The sequence below is a fragment of the Corynebacterium jeikeium genome, from assembly GCA_003955985.1.
In the GTDB taxonomy this organism is placed as follows: Bacteria; Actinomycetota; Actinomycetes; order Mycobacteriales; family Mycobacteriaceae; genus Corynebacterium; species Corynebacterium jeikeium_D.
In genome coordinates this window covers 1007347-1023094 of the sequence record CP033784.1, presented here as the reverse complement: position 1 = coordinate 1023094, position 15748 = coordinate 1007347, and the positions used below count along the sequence as shown (strand labels likewise).

Here is a 15748-nt window from a genome sequence, read left to right as displayed (position 1 = left end):
CGTACTCCTACTCGCCGAGAATCTGGGGAACTTCAAAGCGCTGGCGGTCCTGCGACGGCGCCTGGTCCAGCGCCTGCTCCGCAGTCAGCGTCGGCTTGACGACGTCCTCGCGCATCACACCGGACAGCGAAGAGGGGTGACTCATCGGTTCCACATCATCCGCAGCCACCTTTTGAACGGCCTGGACGTGGTTAATAATGCCGTCGATCTGACCGGCGAACTCGTCGAGTTCCGCGTCAGTCAGAGCCAGACGGGACAATCGCGCTAGGTGTGCGACCTCATCGCGTGAGATAGCTGGCACGCTAGTACCCCTTTCATTTCTTCGTACGAAGCTAGTGCACAGAAGTTTAGTTGAAACTGATTTTGAACCGCGCGAGCGGGCTGTACTTGCCAACAGTAGTCGTTGTCGCCAAGCAGTTGTCCGCAGGGTCTTACATTTCAAAGGTTTACCCTGTAGCCTAAATCACTACTTCTATAGTTACACCGCAAGAATCACTCTCAATTATTCGAAAGGTTGTACACACAGCCATGAGTTACCTCCTTCGCATCCAGCTTCCCGACGAACCAGGCGCACTTGGCTACGTCGCGGCTGCCCTGGGCGAAGTAGAGGGTGATATTCGCAGTGTCGATGTCGTAGATTACGGCGCTAATGGCGTTGTTGTCGACGACATCGTGGTTGACCTGCCCATGGGCCTGCTCCCAGACACACTGATTACGGCGGCTCAGTCCATTAGCGGAGTGGAAGTCGATTCAATTAGGCCTTTTTCCGGCTCGGTCGACCGCCGCGGACAGATTGCGCTGCTGGCCAAGTTCTCACAGCACACGAAGAATTTGGATCGTGCCCTCGGAGATGTCGTCGACGGCCTGCCTCAGACTATGACTGCCGGCTGGGCTATCGTCCTCGGCGAACAGAGCGATGGCCGGTGGGTACGTCGCGCTTCCTCTACCGCTGCTCCAGAGGATAACGGCCGGACTCTGCCGGAAGCCCCGATTGACTCGCCACGAAACCTGGATCCGGACGAAGAAACGTGGCTTCCGGAGGACTGGACGGTTATGGACTCCTCCATTGCCGCTACCCCAATGGGCAAGGGCCTCGTTCTCGTTATTGGCCGGCCCGGCGGGCCAGACTTCCTGCCAAGTGAGGTTGAGCACTTGGGACGTATTGGCACGATTGTCGGTGCGATTATCGACTAGCAGCGGCTAGTGGGCTGCTCCCTTCTGTGGGCTGCTCCCTTCTGCTCGAAGCTCTTACCCTATGGCTCCTCCCCTATGGAGCGCAGTGATTCACGCTTAGCGGTAAAGTCTGGAAATGATACCAGTCAATAAGGAGCTTCTTTGATGTCGAACTTGAGTGACCTCGTCGGATCCCACGTGCGTGCCGAATCCGGCCGTGTCCCCCAGTCGTCCACTGAGATGGAATTCTGGTCCGGTCTGTCACGGGTTGTTGTCGATGACCTAGCGGACAACTGGCAGCGCACCACGGAGGCATACGCTGCTACCCGCCAGCAGCACTACTTCTCCGCCGAGTTCCTCATGGGTCGCGCCCTGCTGAACAACCTGCTCAATGCAGGCCTCGTGGATGAGACCTCTGCTGCCGTGAAAAAGTACGGCAAGAATCTGACAGACGTGCTCGAGGCCGAACATGACGCCGCTCTCGGTAACGGTGGCCTGGGTCGTCTGGCCGCCTGCTTCCTGGATTCCTGTGCCACGCAGAATCTGCCGGTGACCGGTTATGGCATCCTCTACCGCTACGGTCTGTTCAAGCAGACCTTCGAAGATGGCTTCCAGGATGAGCACCCGGACCCGTGGATGGAAGAGGGCTACCCCTTCGTCATTCGTCGCGAGGAACTGTCCAAGATTGTCACCTTTGATGACTTGGTGGTGCGCGCTGTTCCATATGACATGCCAATTACCGGCTACGGCACCGATAACGTCGGCACGCTGCGCCTGTGGCACTCGGAGCCGATGCGTGAATTCGACTATGACGCCTTCAACTCGCAGCGCTTCACCGACGCCATTGTCGAACGTGAACGCGTCCATGACCTGTGCCGCGTGCTCTACCCGAATGACTCGACCTATGACGGCAAGGTCCTGCGTGTCCGCCAGCAGTACTTCTTCGTCTCCGCTTCGCTGCAGACGATGATCGATTCTTACATCGAGAATCACGGCGAGGACCTGCGCGATTTCCACAAGTACAACTCCATTCAGCTCAATGACACCCACCCGGTGCTCGCTATCCCAGAGCTGATGCGTCTGCTCCTGGATGAGCACGATATGAGCTGGGACGACGCCTGGAACGTCGTGTCCAACACCTTCGCCTACACCAACCACACCGTTCTGGCAGAAGCGTTGGAGACCTGGGAATACTCCATTTTTGACCGTCTCTTCGGCCGCGTTCTGGAGATCACCCGCGAGATTGACCGCCGCTTCCGCGAAGACCTGGCGGAGCGCGGCTTCGACCAGGGCAAGATTGACTACATGGCGCCGATTTCCCACGGCCGCATCCACATGGCGTGGATCGCCTGCTACGCCGCGTACTCCATCAACGGTGTTGCTGCCCTGCACACGGAAATCATTAAGCGCGAAACGTTGAAGGACTGGCACGATATCTGGCCGGAGCGCTTCAACAACAAGACCAACGGAGTCACCCCGCGCCGCTGGCTCAACCAGTGCAACCCGCGCCTGTCGGCACTGCTGACTCGCCTGTCGGGTTCGGACGCCTGGGTCACTGACCTGGACAAGCTCGCTGAGCTCGAAAAGTTTGCTGACGACGAGGCCGTGTTGCGTGAGATTCTCGACATCAAGCACGAGAACAAGAAGGACTTCGCCACCTGGCTGGAGCACCGCCAGGGTATTTCGGTGAACCCGGACGCCATCTTCGATACCCAGATTAAGCGTCTGCACGAGTACAAGCGCCAGCTTCTCAACGCGCTCTACATCCTCGATCTCTACTACCGCATCAAGGAAGACCCAGCGCTGGACGTGCCACCGCGCGTGTTCATCTTCGGTGCCAAGGCCGCCCCAGGCTACGTTCGCGCGAAGGCCATCATTAAGTTCATCAACGCTATCGCAGACAAGGTCAATAACGATCCGGACATGGACGGTCGCCTGCAGGTCGCTTTCGTTGAGAATTACAACGTCACCCCGGCAGAGCACATCATCCCGGCCACCGACGTCTCCGAGCAGATTTCCACTGCCGGTAAGGAGGCTTCGGGTACCTCGAACATGAAATTCATGATGAACGGCGCACTGACGCTGGGCACCATGGACGGCGCAAACGTCGAAATCGTCGACGCCGCCGGCGAAGAGAACGCCTACATCTTCGGTGCGCTGGAAGAGGAACTGCCGGAGCTGCGCCGCACCTACAGCCCGCGTGGCACTTACGAAACGGTGCCGGGGCTCAAGCGCGCTGTCGATTCGCTTGTCGACGGCACTTTTGCTGACGGTGGCAGCGGAATGTTCCACGACCTGCACTTCTCGCTGCTGGAGTCCAACGGGTACGAGCCAGCCGATGTCTACTACGTCCTCGGCGACTTCGCTGACTACCGCGAGACCCGCGACCGCATGGCGGAAGACTACCGCGACGAGCTGGCATGGGCCAAGAAGTGCTTCCTGAACATCATCCGTTCGGGCCGCTTCTCCTCCGACCGCACCATCCGCGATTACGCCAATGAGGTCTGGAAGCTGGAAGAGACCAAGATTTAGGCCTGACCAGTTTCCAGCAACCGCTTGAACCCATCCTCGTCGAGGATGGGCAAGCCCAGCTCCTCGGCCTTTGTGGCCTTGGAACCGGCGTTTTCGCCAACCACCACGTAGTCGGTCTTCTTCGACACCGACCCTGCGGCCTTACCGCCACGGGAGATAATGGCTTCCTTCGCGCTGTCGCGAGTGAAGTCCTCCAAAGAGCCGGTGACTACCACGGTCAATCCCTCTAGCACCTGATCTGGACGATCGGCGACCTCATCGGCCATACGCACACCGGCAGCTTCCCAGCGCTCGACAACCTCGCGGTGCCAGTCCACCTCGAACCAGTCAGCCACGGAATCGCCGATGATCTCGCCAATGCCATCGATGGCCGAAATCTCCTCGCGGCTCGCAGCGCGCAGCGCCTCCATCGAGCCGAACTTCTGTGCCAAGGTCCGCGCCACTGTTGGGCCCACATGACGAATGGACAGGCTGACCAATACGCGCCACAGCTCTTTATCCTTAGCTGCCTCGATGTTGGCCAACAGTTTCTTACCATTGGCGTTCAGGGTTTTCCGCAAAGCCGTAGTGTAGACCTCAGTGCCGAGCAAATCTTCCTCGGTGAGGTCGAAGAGGCGGGACTCGTCGTCAAGCACGCCGCGATGAATCAAATCGGCAGCGCCCCTCTCCCCCAGGTTTTCGATATCAAACCCGGAGCGGGAGGCGAGGAATTCAATTCGACGACGCAGCTGACCTGGGCAGTAGCGGGTATTGGGGCAACGCCAATCGGCATCGCTGTCCTTTGCCGGAGCCAAACGAGTACCGCACTCGGGGCAGAGAGTCGGGTAAATGTACTTTCGCTCGCTACCATCTCGGAGATCGGCTACGGGGCCGAGTACCTCTGGAATCACGTCACCGGCCTTGCGGATAGTCACACGGTCCCCGATGAGCACACCCTTTCGGTGCACTTCAGAAGGGTTATGTAGCGTCGCCATCTCGACAGTTGACCCGGCCACGAAGACCGGCTTCATCACGGCATATGGCGTCGCACGACCAGTTCGGCCGATGGAGACTCTAATGTCCAGCAGATCAGTCGTGACCTCTTCCGGCGGATACTTGTAGGCAATCGCCCAGCGCGGCGCCCGCGAGGTCGCGCCCAGCGCGCGCTGCTCGGAAAGGGAGTCAACCTTGACCACAAGCCCGTCCATCTCGTGGATGGCATCGTGACGGTGCTCGCCCCAGTACTGCATCTGCTTGACGACGTCATCCGCGGAATGAACCTGCTTTGTATACGGCGACACGTGGAAACCCCACTCGTCCAAGGCACGATAGGCCTCGTGCTGAGACTGTGGACGCCAGCCCTCGATATGACCAATTCCATGGCAAATCATGGACAAGCGACGCTTCGCCACTTCTGCAACATCCTTCTGTCGCAGGGAACCGGCGGCGGCGTTACGGGGGTTGGCAAACGGCTTCTGGCCTGCGTCGACGCGATCGGCGTTGATGCGTTCGAACTCTTCCAACGAGATAAAGACTTCACCACGCACCTCGAGCACGTCGGGGATGTTCTCGCCGCTGATTTCATGCGGAATATCTTCGATGGTGCGCGCATTGGCGGTGACGTTCTCCCCCACGCGGCCGTCTCCGCGGGTGGCCGCCCGGACAAGGCGGCCCTTCTCATAGACCAGGTCGATAGACAGGCCATCGATTTTCAGCTCGGTCAGATACGTGCTGGCCGGGGTGCGGGCCAGCCAGCCGCGCAACTCCTGCTCATCGAAAACATTGTCCAAGCTGTAGAGGCGTTCGAGGTGCTCAACGGGCTCGAATACTTCCCCGTCGGCAGGCGTGTCGACCTGCGCACCGACCTGCTGCGTGGGGCTGTCCGGCACCACCAGATCGGGCCACTGCTCCTCTAACCGCTGCAGTTGACGGAACATCTCGTCATACTCAGCATCGGAGATAACCGGCTGCGCGGTGTAGTACAGCGCAGCGTTCTCACGAATGCGAGTTGCTAGATCTTGCCACTTCTCCCGGACGTCCGCCGGCGCTGGCTCGGAGGCGGGGGCGCTGGAAAACGAAGACAAATCGGAGGTTGACAGGTCGGAGTTCTCATCGATCGAGGAAGTCACGTCGCTCATTCTATGTCATTGCCCGGATGCGCCGGGGGACACGGAAATTCTCTTGACCTTGTTCCTGCCCCTCAGCGAATCCGCACTCTCCGCTACAGTTGAGACATGCATAATTTCGATCCGCGACGCATGCTCGCGTTTGATCTGGAGACTACCGGCACGGATCCTCGCACCTGCAAGATTGTCACTTCCGCACTGGTCCGACTGACTGAGCAGGGCAAAGATTCCACCATCATGCTCGCTAATCCCGGTGTCGAAATTCCGCAAGCTGCGTCTGATGTGCATGGCATCACCACTGAAAAAGCTCGCGCGGAGGGGCGCCCGCACGATGAAGTGCTAGCGGATACCATTGCCGGCCTTCGAGCTGCCTGGCGCGATGGTCTGACCGTAGTGGCCTATAACGCGGCTTATGATCTGACGGTACTGCGCTCGCAGGATTCCAGTTTTACCGTTGACGGGCTCGTGGTCGACCCCTTTGTGCTGGACCACTATTTTGATCCGGAACGTCGTGAAAAACGCACATTGACTGATGTCTCCCGCCATTATCAGGTGCGCCTGGACGGGGCACATGATGCCACCGAAGATGCTCTGGCGGCTGCGCGCATCGCATGGGTGATGGCGCACCACTACCGGGAGCTAACCGAAAAATCGGGAGAAGAGCTGATGGAGCTGCAGGCCGTCGCGTACTACCAGTACAAGAAGAACCTGCAGCAGTACCTGACCGAAAAAGGTAAGGATACGTCGGACTTCACCTTCGGGTGGCCGATGGACTGAGCAGCGCCCCCTCACCCTCCCCGGCTCTCCCAATATCCAGAGTTTTGTGATTATCCAATGGAAATCGAATATCCAAAATTCGGCGGAATATCCAAGTTATCCAAGCCGATGTGGATTATCCATTGCTATGATTGATGCGTGACCACTCGCGGCGACAAGGCCATCTCCATCCCACGCAATCCTTTCCACCCCACATTCGGCCGATCCCCGGCCATCATCGGTGGGCGCGATGTCGAGCTGGACTCGTTTGAGCTGGCTCTGGCGGAAGGCCCCGGTAATCCCTGGCGAACCGCGCTAATTTCCGGTACCCGCGGAATCGGTAAGACGGTACTTCTCAACGAGTTTGAAGCCGCAGCAAAGCAACTGGGATGGATTGTGCTGCGTGCTCACATCGGCTCTGAAATGATTTCTGAACTCACCGATGTCACCATTCCGCGCACTTTCAGTGCCATTGACAGTGCACCGATGGGCAAGGGCCGTCACCTCACCGGCCTGTCCATCGCCGGCATTGGCGGGTTTAAGACGGAAGTCAGCACTTCTCAGCCCGAGCCCGGCAGGAATCTGCTCAGCCAACTTCAGGATCTCTCGGCTCTCCTCATGCCACAGGGATCCGGCATCTTGCTCACTCTCGACGAGGTTCAAAGTGCAGACCCCGCACAGCTCAACGAAATTGCCCATGCAATCCAGGACCTAAATCGCGACGATGCGGAGATTGCCTTTGTCGCAGCCGGGCTGCCCAGCGGTATCGAAGACTTGCTCCAGCTAGAGGGCGCAACATTCTTACGCCGTGCCGAGCGCGTGTCTCTGGGCCGATTGGACGTGGAGACCACCAAGGACATCATTCGCAGAACTGCAGAACTCGGCGAACGCGCGATGACCGAGGATGCCGTCGAGCTGGCCGCTGAACTCAGCCACGGCTACCCGTATCTCATACAGACCATTGGCTCAGTCGCTTGGGCTAAGGCCAGGTTGGCCCACTCGGACACCATTACCGCTCAGCATGTCTCGGATGCCGCAGCGGAATCCATCCGCCGCATCGGGCTGCAAGTTCATGCGCCCAGCCTGCGGAAAGTGCCACCTCGCCAGATTGATTTTCTCAAAGCGATGGCGCGCCTCTCCCCCAATGGAAAGCCCGTGGCCACGAGCGCCATCGCAGAGACCATGGGACGCAAACTCTCTGGCATCTCACAGCTTCGCCATGACCTGATTTACCGCGAGTTGATTGTGTCAGCGTCGACGGGATACGTGGAATTCACACTTCCCTACTTCGCCGACTACCTCAATACGCTGGTGGAATAAGGTCGCTATTCGTCGCGAGCCAAGTCACCGGCTGCCCGACGAAGAAGTTCCGTGGCATTACGGCCTGCGCCGAGTTGCGCCTGTGCTTCTTCATTGGAGCTGGCAGCAAAGCCGCCCATCGGCGCCAGATTCAAGCTCTCAGCAATCTGTAGGCGCGAATAGCCCAGCTCATCCCAGAACAGCGCTGCTTGCTCAGCGAGTGCTCGAGCCGGTGTCGCCACCGGGACGCCCGTGTGCTCTTCTCGCTCCGTGACCGTCACTGGCACAATACCCAGCTCCAGGGACATATCGGCACCGACCACGGCAGCCGCAAAATCCAGTTGCTGCGTGGTGGTCAGTTCTTTGCGAGGTAGCCACACTCCGGCCGCACCGGAATCCGCCAAGGCCTGAACAGCCAGGCCATCGGGGCTCGACAGCGCGATGGTCACTTCGATGTCGTCGTCACGCAGCGGCCCCGTGACCTCGAGGAAGATCTCCGCGATCTCGCGGTGCCCCTGGGCGGGGAGATAGCCCGCGTTGCCCATCAGCATGGACGGAGCCTTGATCTTGCCCTGTACGACTGCGCCGAGTGCGGGTTCTGCCAGAAGTACCTCGATGTCGCTGTCGAAACGCCGACGGACATCGGCGATGTGGGAAGCCAATCCCGCGGCCAGCGACTGCGCGAAGTACTTCACGGCGCCGCGGTCAACGGCGATGAGATGGCCTGCGGCATTTTCCACCGAAGTCGCCATCGTCCATGGGCCGAGAGCGGTCAGGCGAATCTTCTGCGGGGTGCGTCCCCACGCTTCCTCGCACGCGTCGATGTCTCGGTGGAGATAATCAGTGGCCAAGGCACTCACGCGACCACGACGGTCGGCGACTTTCCAGGAGCGCGCTCCCCTGTCCACGACGAGGTCAGCCATGAGGGCGGCCGTGCGACCGACGGCATCGGCGCCGAACCCACGGGCGGGCAACGTCGGTAGCGTGAGGTGACCTTCCAGGCATTCGCCAATGACAATCTCTGCCGCCTCGTGTGGATTGCGGCCCGGCATCGGGCCAAGGCCGACAAAGGAGGTCACGACAAGTCCTCTTCACGGGCGGTCGAGACAATCGTGCCGGAGCCCAGCACGTAGTCGCCCGCAGTGTCAGTGTGGTACAAAACAGCGGCCTGGCCAGGAGCGACACCACGGAGCGGATCGCTCAGGCGCAGCCGGAAGGCGCCACCGCGTCCGGTGATGTCATCGTCAGGTCCTGCCAGCACTTCAATACGGCAGTCGATGGGGCGACCGTGCGCACGCACCTGCACCTGCAGCTTGCCGGCCTCCGAGGCAGCGAGTACTTCATCCGGGTTGGCCAGCCAGATGGCACGGTCGGCCTCGAGCACGTTGACATTCAAGTCCGCAGCCGTGCCGATTGTCACCGTGCCGGTCTCTGCATCAATGCCGGTGACATAGCGCGGCTTGCCATCCGGCATCGGCCCCGCCAGGCCAATCCCCTTGCGCTGACCAATGGTGAAACCGTAGACACCGTCGTGCTCAGCGACGGTGTCGCCAGTTTCCTTATCCACAATGGTGCCCGGGCGACGGCCAATCTTCGCGCCCAGGAACGCCTTGGTATTGCCATCCGGGATGAAGCAGATGTCGTAAGAGTCCGGCTTGTTGGCAGTGCCTAGTCCCATCCCGCGGGCTTCTTCACGAATCTCTGGCTTCTCGGTGTTTCCTACCGGGAACATCGAGCGCTGCAGCTGCTCGCGATCCAGCACGCCCAGGACATAGGACTGGTCCTTCTTCGCATCGCGGCCGCGGCGCAACAGGCCGTCGTCGCCAAGCAAAGCGTAGTGCCCCGTGACCACAGCGTCGAAGCCGAGCGCGATGCCGCGCTCTAGTAGAGCGGCGAACTTGATGCGTTCATTGCAGCGCAGGCATGGGTTCGGCGTCTCGCCGCGCTCGTAGGAGTCGTAGAAGTCATCCATGACCTCTTCCTTGAAGCGCTCGGAGAAATCCCAGACGTAGAAAGGAATGCCCAGCTCATCGCAGACGCGGCGGGCATCGCCGGAGTCCTCTAGCGAACAGCAGCCGCGGGATCCGGCGCGAACGGACTGCGGATCTTTCGACAGCGCCAAGTGCACGCCGACGACCTCGTGACCTGCGGCCAATGCACGCGCCGCAGCCACGGACGAATCCACACCACCGCTCATTGCTGCAAGAACTCGCATTGCGTTGCAACCTTTCCCCTCTAGATTTTGTGCACGTGTCACCGTACCACCACGGGGCAAAAACTAAGCCATGCCAGCACGCCGCGCCCGCTCGACCGTTTCCGGCAGCGCCGAAATGACGGCGTCGACATCCGCCTGCGTCGAGGTGTACCCCAGCGTAAAACGAATCGACGACCGCGCTTCCGGCTCCGAAACGCCCATCGCCATCAGCACGTGCGAGGGACGATTAACGCCCGCGCTACATGCCGATCCCGTAGAGCAGTCAATTCCCGCCGCATCGAACAGCATGATCAAACTATCGGCCTCCGCGCCCGGGAAGCTAGCGTAGACGTGCCCCGGCAAAGCGAGCTCGCTGGTGTGGATAATCGCACCGTCGATGTGCACGATTGCCCTGATGAGCTGCTGCGTCAGACCGCGGATTCGCTCATTGTCGGCCGCCATCGCGTCCACCGCCGCGCGCAGTCCTGCCGCCATGCCCGCCGCCGACGCCACGTCCTGCGTGCCCGAACGCAGTCCGCGTTCCTGCCCGCCGCCGTTGTTATGCGGGGTAAGTTTCGCTTCACGACGAACAAGCAGCGCCCCAATCCCACGGGGACCGCCGAACTTGTGCGCGGAGATGGCCATTGTAGTGGCGCCACTTGCGTGGAAATCAATGGGCAGATGTCCGGCTGCCTGCACAGCATCGATATGGAAAGGCACGCGAGCATCCTTCGCCCGCTTGGCAATCTCCTCCACCGGCTGGATGGTGCCGGTCTCATTGTTCGCCCACATGCACGTCACCAGCGCGGTGTTCTGCCGACTCATCTCCGGGAACTGCACCATGTCAACGCGACCATCAGCACCTACAGGAGCCTCAACAATCTTGGCCCAGTGTTCCTTTTCCAGATGGTGGCATGTCTTCAACACTGCATCGTGCTCGATTGGTGGAACCACAATGTCCGAGCCAGAGGCCTTGAAGTACAGGCCTGAAATCGCTAGATTGTCGGCCTCAGTTCCACCGGAAGTAAAAACTACCTCGATGGGATCGGCACTGAGCAGCTCTGCAATTTCTTCTCGGGACTCTTCCAGAACCTTTTTCGCAATGCGTGCGGTGGCGTACTGCCCCGAGGGGTTGGCCAGACCTAGGTTCTCGACCATTGCCGTGCGCGCTTCTGGGCGCAATGGTGTAGTCGCGGCATGATCCACAAAGTAACGGGTCTTCGCAGCAGACTTCATTTCACTCTTCTCGTCCGGAGCGGCAACGATGTGGTCATTAAGCATGCAGGCAGTATAACGCTGCGTGCGCCTTATGCTCACTATCCGCCATAGTTAAACCTCACTGTCTGCACGAACAGATGAGTAGGACCAAAAAATGCTCGGGGCGGGAACAGACAGGAAATCTGTGCCCACCCCGAGCGGGTAGTTGCTAGCCGAGTTGACTCTCGGCCAGCAGCCTTACGCAACTAGCAGCCTTAAGGCAAGTGCGTATTACTTCAGGTTCTCGATAGCCTGCGGGACAACGTCGAACAGGTCACCGACGACACCAAAGTCAGCAATCTCGAACAGCGGAGCCTCTTCGTCCTTGTTGACCACAACGATGGTCTTGGAGGTCTGCATACCTGCCTTGTGCTGGATAGCACCGGAAATACCCAGAGCAACGTAGAGGTCCGGGGAAACGGTCTTACCGGTCTGGCCAACCTGGAACTGACCCGGGTAGTAGCCAGCGTCAACAGCAGCACGGGAAGCACCAACAGCTGCGCCGAGAACGTCTGCCAGCGGCTCAACAACGTTCTTGAAGCCATCCTCGGATGCGACACCGCGGCCACCGGAAACAACCAGCTTAGCCTCGGTCAGCTCCGGACGGTCGCCGCCCTCAGCCGGTGCGAAGGAAACGATCTCGACAGCGTTGTTGCCGATCTCTGGGAATGCAATCTCGGTAACGTCAGCGGAACCGGACTTCTCCTCCGGGTCAACGGAGCCCGGACGCAGAGCGTAGACCGGGGATGCGCCGTAGCCGACACCGTCGACGATGTACTCGCCACCGAAGATGGAGTACTTAACGGAAGCGTCATCGTTGATAGCAACAACGTCGGACAGCAGACCGGAACCGGTCAGCGCAGCGACGCGGCCAGCGATTTCCTTGCCGGTTGCGGAAGCGGAAACCAGCACCGGAACCTCACGCTCGGAGGCCAGGCCGACGAGAACGTCAACCTCAGGGGTGATCAGGTACTTGTCGGCATCGTCGGACTCAGCAGCGAGAATCTCGCCAGCGCCGTAGGAGGCCAGGGTGTCTGCGAAGCCAGCAGCGGTACCCGGGGTACCCACGACAACTGCGGCCGGGGTGCCGAATGCGGAAGCAGCGGTCAGCAGTTCAGCGGTGGTGTTCTTCAGCTCGCCATTTGCGTGCTCGACGAGAACGAGGACGTCGGTCATAGTGATCTTTCTCCTACTTGTATCTCTATTTGTCTTCTATTCGCGTCAAGCGCCTTAGATGAACTTCTGGGCCTTGAGGTACTCGGCCAGCTTGGCGCCGCCGTCTCCCTCATCGTTAATGCGCTCACCAGCGGTCTTAGCCGGCTTCGGAGTGGAGCCAGTGACACCGGTAGCAGCGTTTTCGAGACCAACCTGCTCTGCCTCAGCAGCAACATCGTCCAGAGTCAGCTCGGTGACCGGCTTCTTCTTAGCGGCCATGATGCCCTTGAAGGATGCGAAGCGCGGGCTATTAGCCTTCTCAGTGACGGAAACGACTGCCGGCAGGGATGCCTTGAGCTGGTAGATGCCGTCTTCGACCTCGCGCTCACCGGTGATGGAGTCACCGTCGATAGCGACGGAACGCAGGTGAGTCAGAACCGGGAGGTCGCGGTAGACACCGAGGATAGCCGGGACGGAAGCGGTGCCACCGTCGGTGGAGGCGTTACCGGTGACGATGAGGTCAACATCTTCGAGGGTGTCAATGACGTTGGACAGAGCCCATGCGGTCTGAACAGCGTCGGAACCTTCAAGTGCGTCGTCCGAAAGAATGACGGCGTCGTCTGCGCCCATGGACAGAGCCTTGCGCAGTGCCTCGATGGCACGATCCGGGCCAACAGTTGCGACGGTAACGTTTCCGCCGTGCTCTTCCTTCAGCTGCAGGGCAGCCTCAACAGCGTTCTCATTAATTTCGTCGAGAACTGCGTCTGCAGACTCACGATCGAGGACAAACTTGTCATCGGTGAGCTTACGCTCGGACCAGGTGTCCGGAACCTGCTTGACCAGAACCACGATGTTCGGCATTTTTCTGTCGTCCTTACTGGTTGATTACTGGTGAACGTTTATCTGACCTTACTTCGCAAGCCGCCTCACAATAAAGTGAACCAGGCCACGCTCTAGGTCGTCTGTGTTGAAGATAACAGAACCTATCGCCAATGCGAAGGTGATCCAGATAACAATGTCGTTATTTTTTTAAATTTTTTTCTACACCACGAGCACAGCCTGCCCGCCAACATGCCATTTCCGCATGTCAGACGTTAATAGTACGCAATCAACTGCAGCTGTCTCCGCAGTATTCGCCGACAGCAAACACCGATCCCCAACGGGCTACCCCCACCAGTTTTCCGTCGTAAAGCGGTCCTTAACCGATCTCCCGGGGCTGACAGATAAACGCCGTCGCGCTCCGTCCGATGCGCGTGACAACCACCGCCAATGCCCTGGAGCCCTTAAGTTTCCACTGCTTGCGCAACGCGTCGGGGTTGACGTCTACGCCGCGCACGAGAATCTCCACCGATCCGCAATCCAACGCTGCCAGTGCCTTGCGAACCTGCTTCAACCCCACTTGCTCAATAACTTCGAACCCGGCAATCCCCTGCGGCAAAACATCGCCACTGACGTGCGCAATCCGCTCATCGAGCTGCCAGAGCCCATGCGCCGCCGCAAAATGCCGCACCAGCCCGGCGCGCACAATCGCCCCATCCGGATCAATGATGTACCGGCCGGCAGCGCGCACATCGACGTCGTCAGGCATGGTGTCGTCGTATGTCTGCACGTCCACCGCCGACAACTCTAACGGCCTGTGCTTATCGACGGTCTGGATAACCATCGCCGATCGCGTTACGGATTGCCCATCGGTAACTCCGGCCAGCCCCGGCGTATATAGACATGCCTCCTTGACCGCACCGTCCACCGAAGTGACAGCCACTTCCCCGCTCCACTCGCTGAAGTCGAGGCCTGGCGCGCATTTGATAGCTAGTTCTTTGTCGGGCCAGGCAGCTATGAGCGCCGGCAGCGATGGGAGCAAGTCCTCCGGGTTGGTGATTCTACGCCCACCGGAGCGGCGGGCAGGGTCAGCGACAATGACAGGTGCGTCAAAGGCCGGTTGCAAAGCATCGGCCTGCGCGAAGATGTTCTTGCCGACGTTATGCCGCGCCATGGCCAGCCGTGCAAGGTCGAGATCAGACCCGACAACGGTCAGGCCCTCGTGGTCAATTGCTGCCACTTCAGTACCAATGGAGCAGGTCACATCGGCCACTGCTTCGACACCGAGATGCGCAAGCCTACGAGCACGAGCCAGCGCGACGACAAAGGGCGTGGCCTGTTGCGCTGCTTCGGAAGAGAAGATCCAGTCCCCTGGCAGTTTGCTGACCGCCGAACGCCGAGCTGCCGCGACTTCAATGACCGCGCGACCAAACTCGCCACAGTGTTGGCGTAGATGCGCGGAGTCTGCAATCAGAGATTTTTTAGTGAGCGCGAGCTGGTCGGCCTCATCTAGCCACTCCGGGTGAGCAGCAACAGCGGCCACCTCTGCAGCGGACAGGGACACTCGTTATCTCCTTCCAACTAGGGATCAGCCGGTTAACGGGGGTTGAGTAGTCGGCTAACGGTTCATACCTTTGCGCAAATGCCCCATGTGGGTGGCAACGGCAAAGTACTCATCCATAAAAGGTTCCCCGAGGAAGTCACTACTGGTGCGTCGCACCGGAGTGTTTCTGGCCGCCTCGAGAGCCTCCGCCACAGTACTGACACCGTCCAAGCGAGTCAGTTGCGCCCAGGTCGGAGGCATGAGGCCAAGTAGCCCACGGCGCCATCCATCCAAAATCGTAGTCGGGCGGAACCAGCCTGAAGATGATGCCTCAGAGGTGTCACCGTCGGCCCTTTGACCGTCGGGAAGCGCGGCGAGGAAGAAATAGGTGTCGTAGCGAATGGGGTTGGATTCGGGTGTCACCCAGTTAGCCCAAGGACTGACGAGTTCGGCATCGAGCGCCAGATTTTCATTGCTAAGGAAATCCGTCAACGACAACTCGTGGGCTTCCAACTGTCGTCGCTGACGGTGGAAGCGGTGGCCATCTGCGACAATCTCACCGCCAGCATCGCGAACCAGCAGAGTGCCTGTTTCCTCAAAGGTCTCACGCACGGCCGCGCAGGTGAGCGCGTGCGCCCGCGCGCGACCGACGTTAAAAGCCTGCGCGATCCGCGACTCGGGGTCGGCTTCCGACGGTCCGGTCACGGCCATGACCTCATTCGCGACAGCTGGGAAATCACGCCGGTCTACTCCACCGCCAGGAAACACGGTCATGTTGGCCGCAAAGCGCATTGAGGATACGCGTTCTTGAACGTAGACCTCGAGCCCGCAGTGGGTGTCGCGGAGCAGCAACACGGTCGCTGCCAGTTTCGGCGACGCGGGCGTATTCGGGGTTTCAGGTGTCGGAACCGCCAT

The 15748-nt window shown here is 59.8% G+C and carries 13 protein-coding genes; 4 read left to right on the top strand and 9 right to left on the bottom strand.

The annotated features are described in order from the left end of the window. Positions 1-7: 7 nt before the first annotated feature. Positions 8-301, bottom strand: a complete 294-nt coding sequence (gene gatC, locus EGX79_04505) for an Asp-tRNA(Asn)/Glu-tRNA(Gln) amidotransferase subunit GatC (GenBank protein ID AYX81514.1) — start codon at positions 299-301, stop codon at positions 8-10. 227 nt (positions 302-528) lie between these two features. On the opposite strand from gatC, the gene EGX79_04500 reads away from it, so the two are divergent. Beyond that, positions 529-1194: an amino acid-binding ACT domain protein gene (locus EGX79_04500; GenBank protein AYX81513.1), complete on the top strand. Its 666-nt coding sequence runs from the start codon at positions 529-531 to the stop codon at positions 1192-1194. Positions 1195-1338: 144 nt separating this feature from the next. Next, on the top strand, positions 1339-3705 hold the full coding sequence (glgP, locus tag EGX79_04495; protein AYX81512.1) for a glycogen/starch/alpha-glucan family phosphorylase: 2367 nt from the start codon (positions 1339-1341) through the stop codon (positions 3703-3705). Here glgP and ligA read toward each other — a convergent pair. Beyond that, complete coding sequence (ligA, locus tag EGX79_04490; protein AYX81511.1) at positions 3702-5822, bottom strand: NAD-dependent DNA ligase LigA; 2121 nt, start codon at positions 5820-5822, stop codon at positions 3702-3704. The two genes, glgP and ligA, sit on opposite strands and share 4 nt — an antisense overlap. A 96-nt stretch (positions 5823-5918) precedes the next feature. Here ligA and EGX79_04485 point away from each other — a divergent pair, with 96 nt between their 5' ends. Together EGX79_04485 and EGX79_04480 are read left to right on the top strand one after the other, a co-directional pair. After that, the gene (locus EGX79_04485; protein AYX81510.1) at positions 5919-6587 is read left to right on the top strand and encodes a 3'-5' exonuclease; all 669 of its coding nucleotides are present in this window, start codon (positions 5919-5921) and stop codon (positions 6585-6587) included. 138 nt (positions 6588-6725) lie between these two features. Continuing rightward, on the top strand, positions 6726-7886 hold the full coding sequence (locus EGX79_04480) for an ATP-binding protein (protein AYX81509.1): 1161 nt from the start codon (positions 6726-6728) through the stop codon (positions 7884-7886). A gap of 5 nt (positions 7887-7891) precedes the next feature. On the opposite strand, the gene EGX79_04475 is transcribed toward EGX79_04480, so the two are convergent. From EGX79_04475 to EGX79_04445, 7 genes are all read right to left on the bottom strand, one after another. Next, entirely contained in the window at positions 7892-8944 is a 1053-nt protein-coding gene (locus EGX79_04475; protein AYX81508.1) for a methionine synthase, read from the bottom strand. Next, positions 8941-10080, bottom strand: a complete 1140-nt coding sequence (gene mnmA / locus EGX79_04470; protein ID AYX81507.1) for a tRNA 2-thiouridine(34) synthase MnmA — start codon at positions 10078-10080, stop codon at positions 8941-8943. The genes EGX79_04475 and mnmA overlap by 4 nt, the downstream gene beginning before the upstream one ends. A 63-nt stretch (positions 10081-10143) precedes the next feature. Beyond that, a complete protein-coding gene (locus tag EGX79_04465) occupies positions 10144-11340 on the bottom strand; it encodes a cysteine desulfurase (GenBank protein AYX81506.1) in 1197 nt (398 codons plus the stop codon). Positions 11341-11547: 207 nt separating this feature from the next. Further along, on the bottom strand, positions 11548-12492 hold the full coding sequence (locus EGX79_04460; GenBank protein AYX81505.1) for an electron transfer flavoprotein subunit alpha/FixB family protein: 945 nt from the start codon (positions 12490-12492) through the stop codon (positions 11548-11550). 54 nt (positions 12493-12546) lie between these two features. Then, positions 12547-13332, bottom strand: a complete 786-nt coding sequence (locus tag EGX79_04455) for an electron transfer flavoprotein subunit beta/FixA family protein (protein ID AYX81504.1) — start codon at positions 13330-13332, stop codon at positions 12547-12549. Between the two features lie 337 nt (positions 13333-13669). Then, positions 13670-14854 carry an SAM-dependent methyltransferase gene (locus EGX79_04450; GenBank protein AYX81503.1) on the bottom strand — a complete coding sequence of 395 codons (1185 nt, stop codon included), beginning with the start codon at positions 14852-14854 and terminating at the stop codon, positions 13670-13672. A 54-nt stretch (positions 14855-14908) separates the two neighbouring features. Next, a complete protein-coding gene (locus EGX79_04445) occupies positions 14909-15748 on the bottom strand; it encodes an NUDIX hydrolase (GenBank protein AYX81502.1) in 840 nt (279 codons plus the stop codon).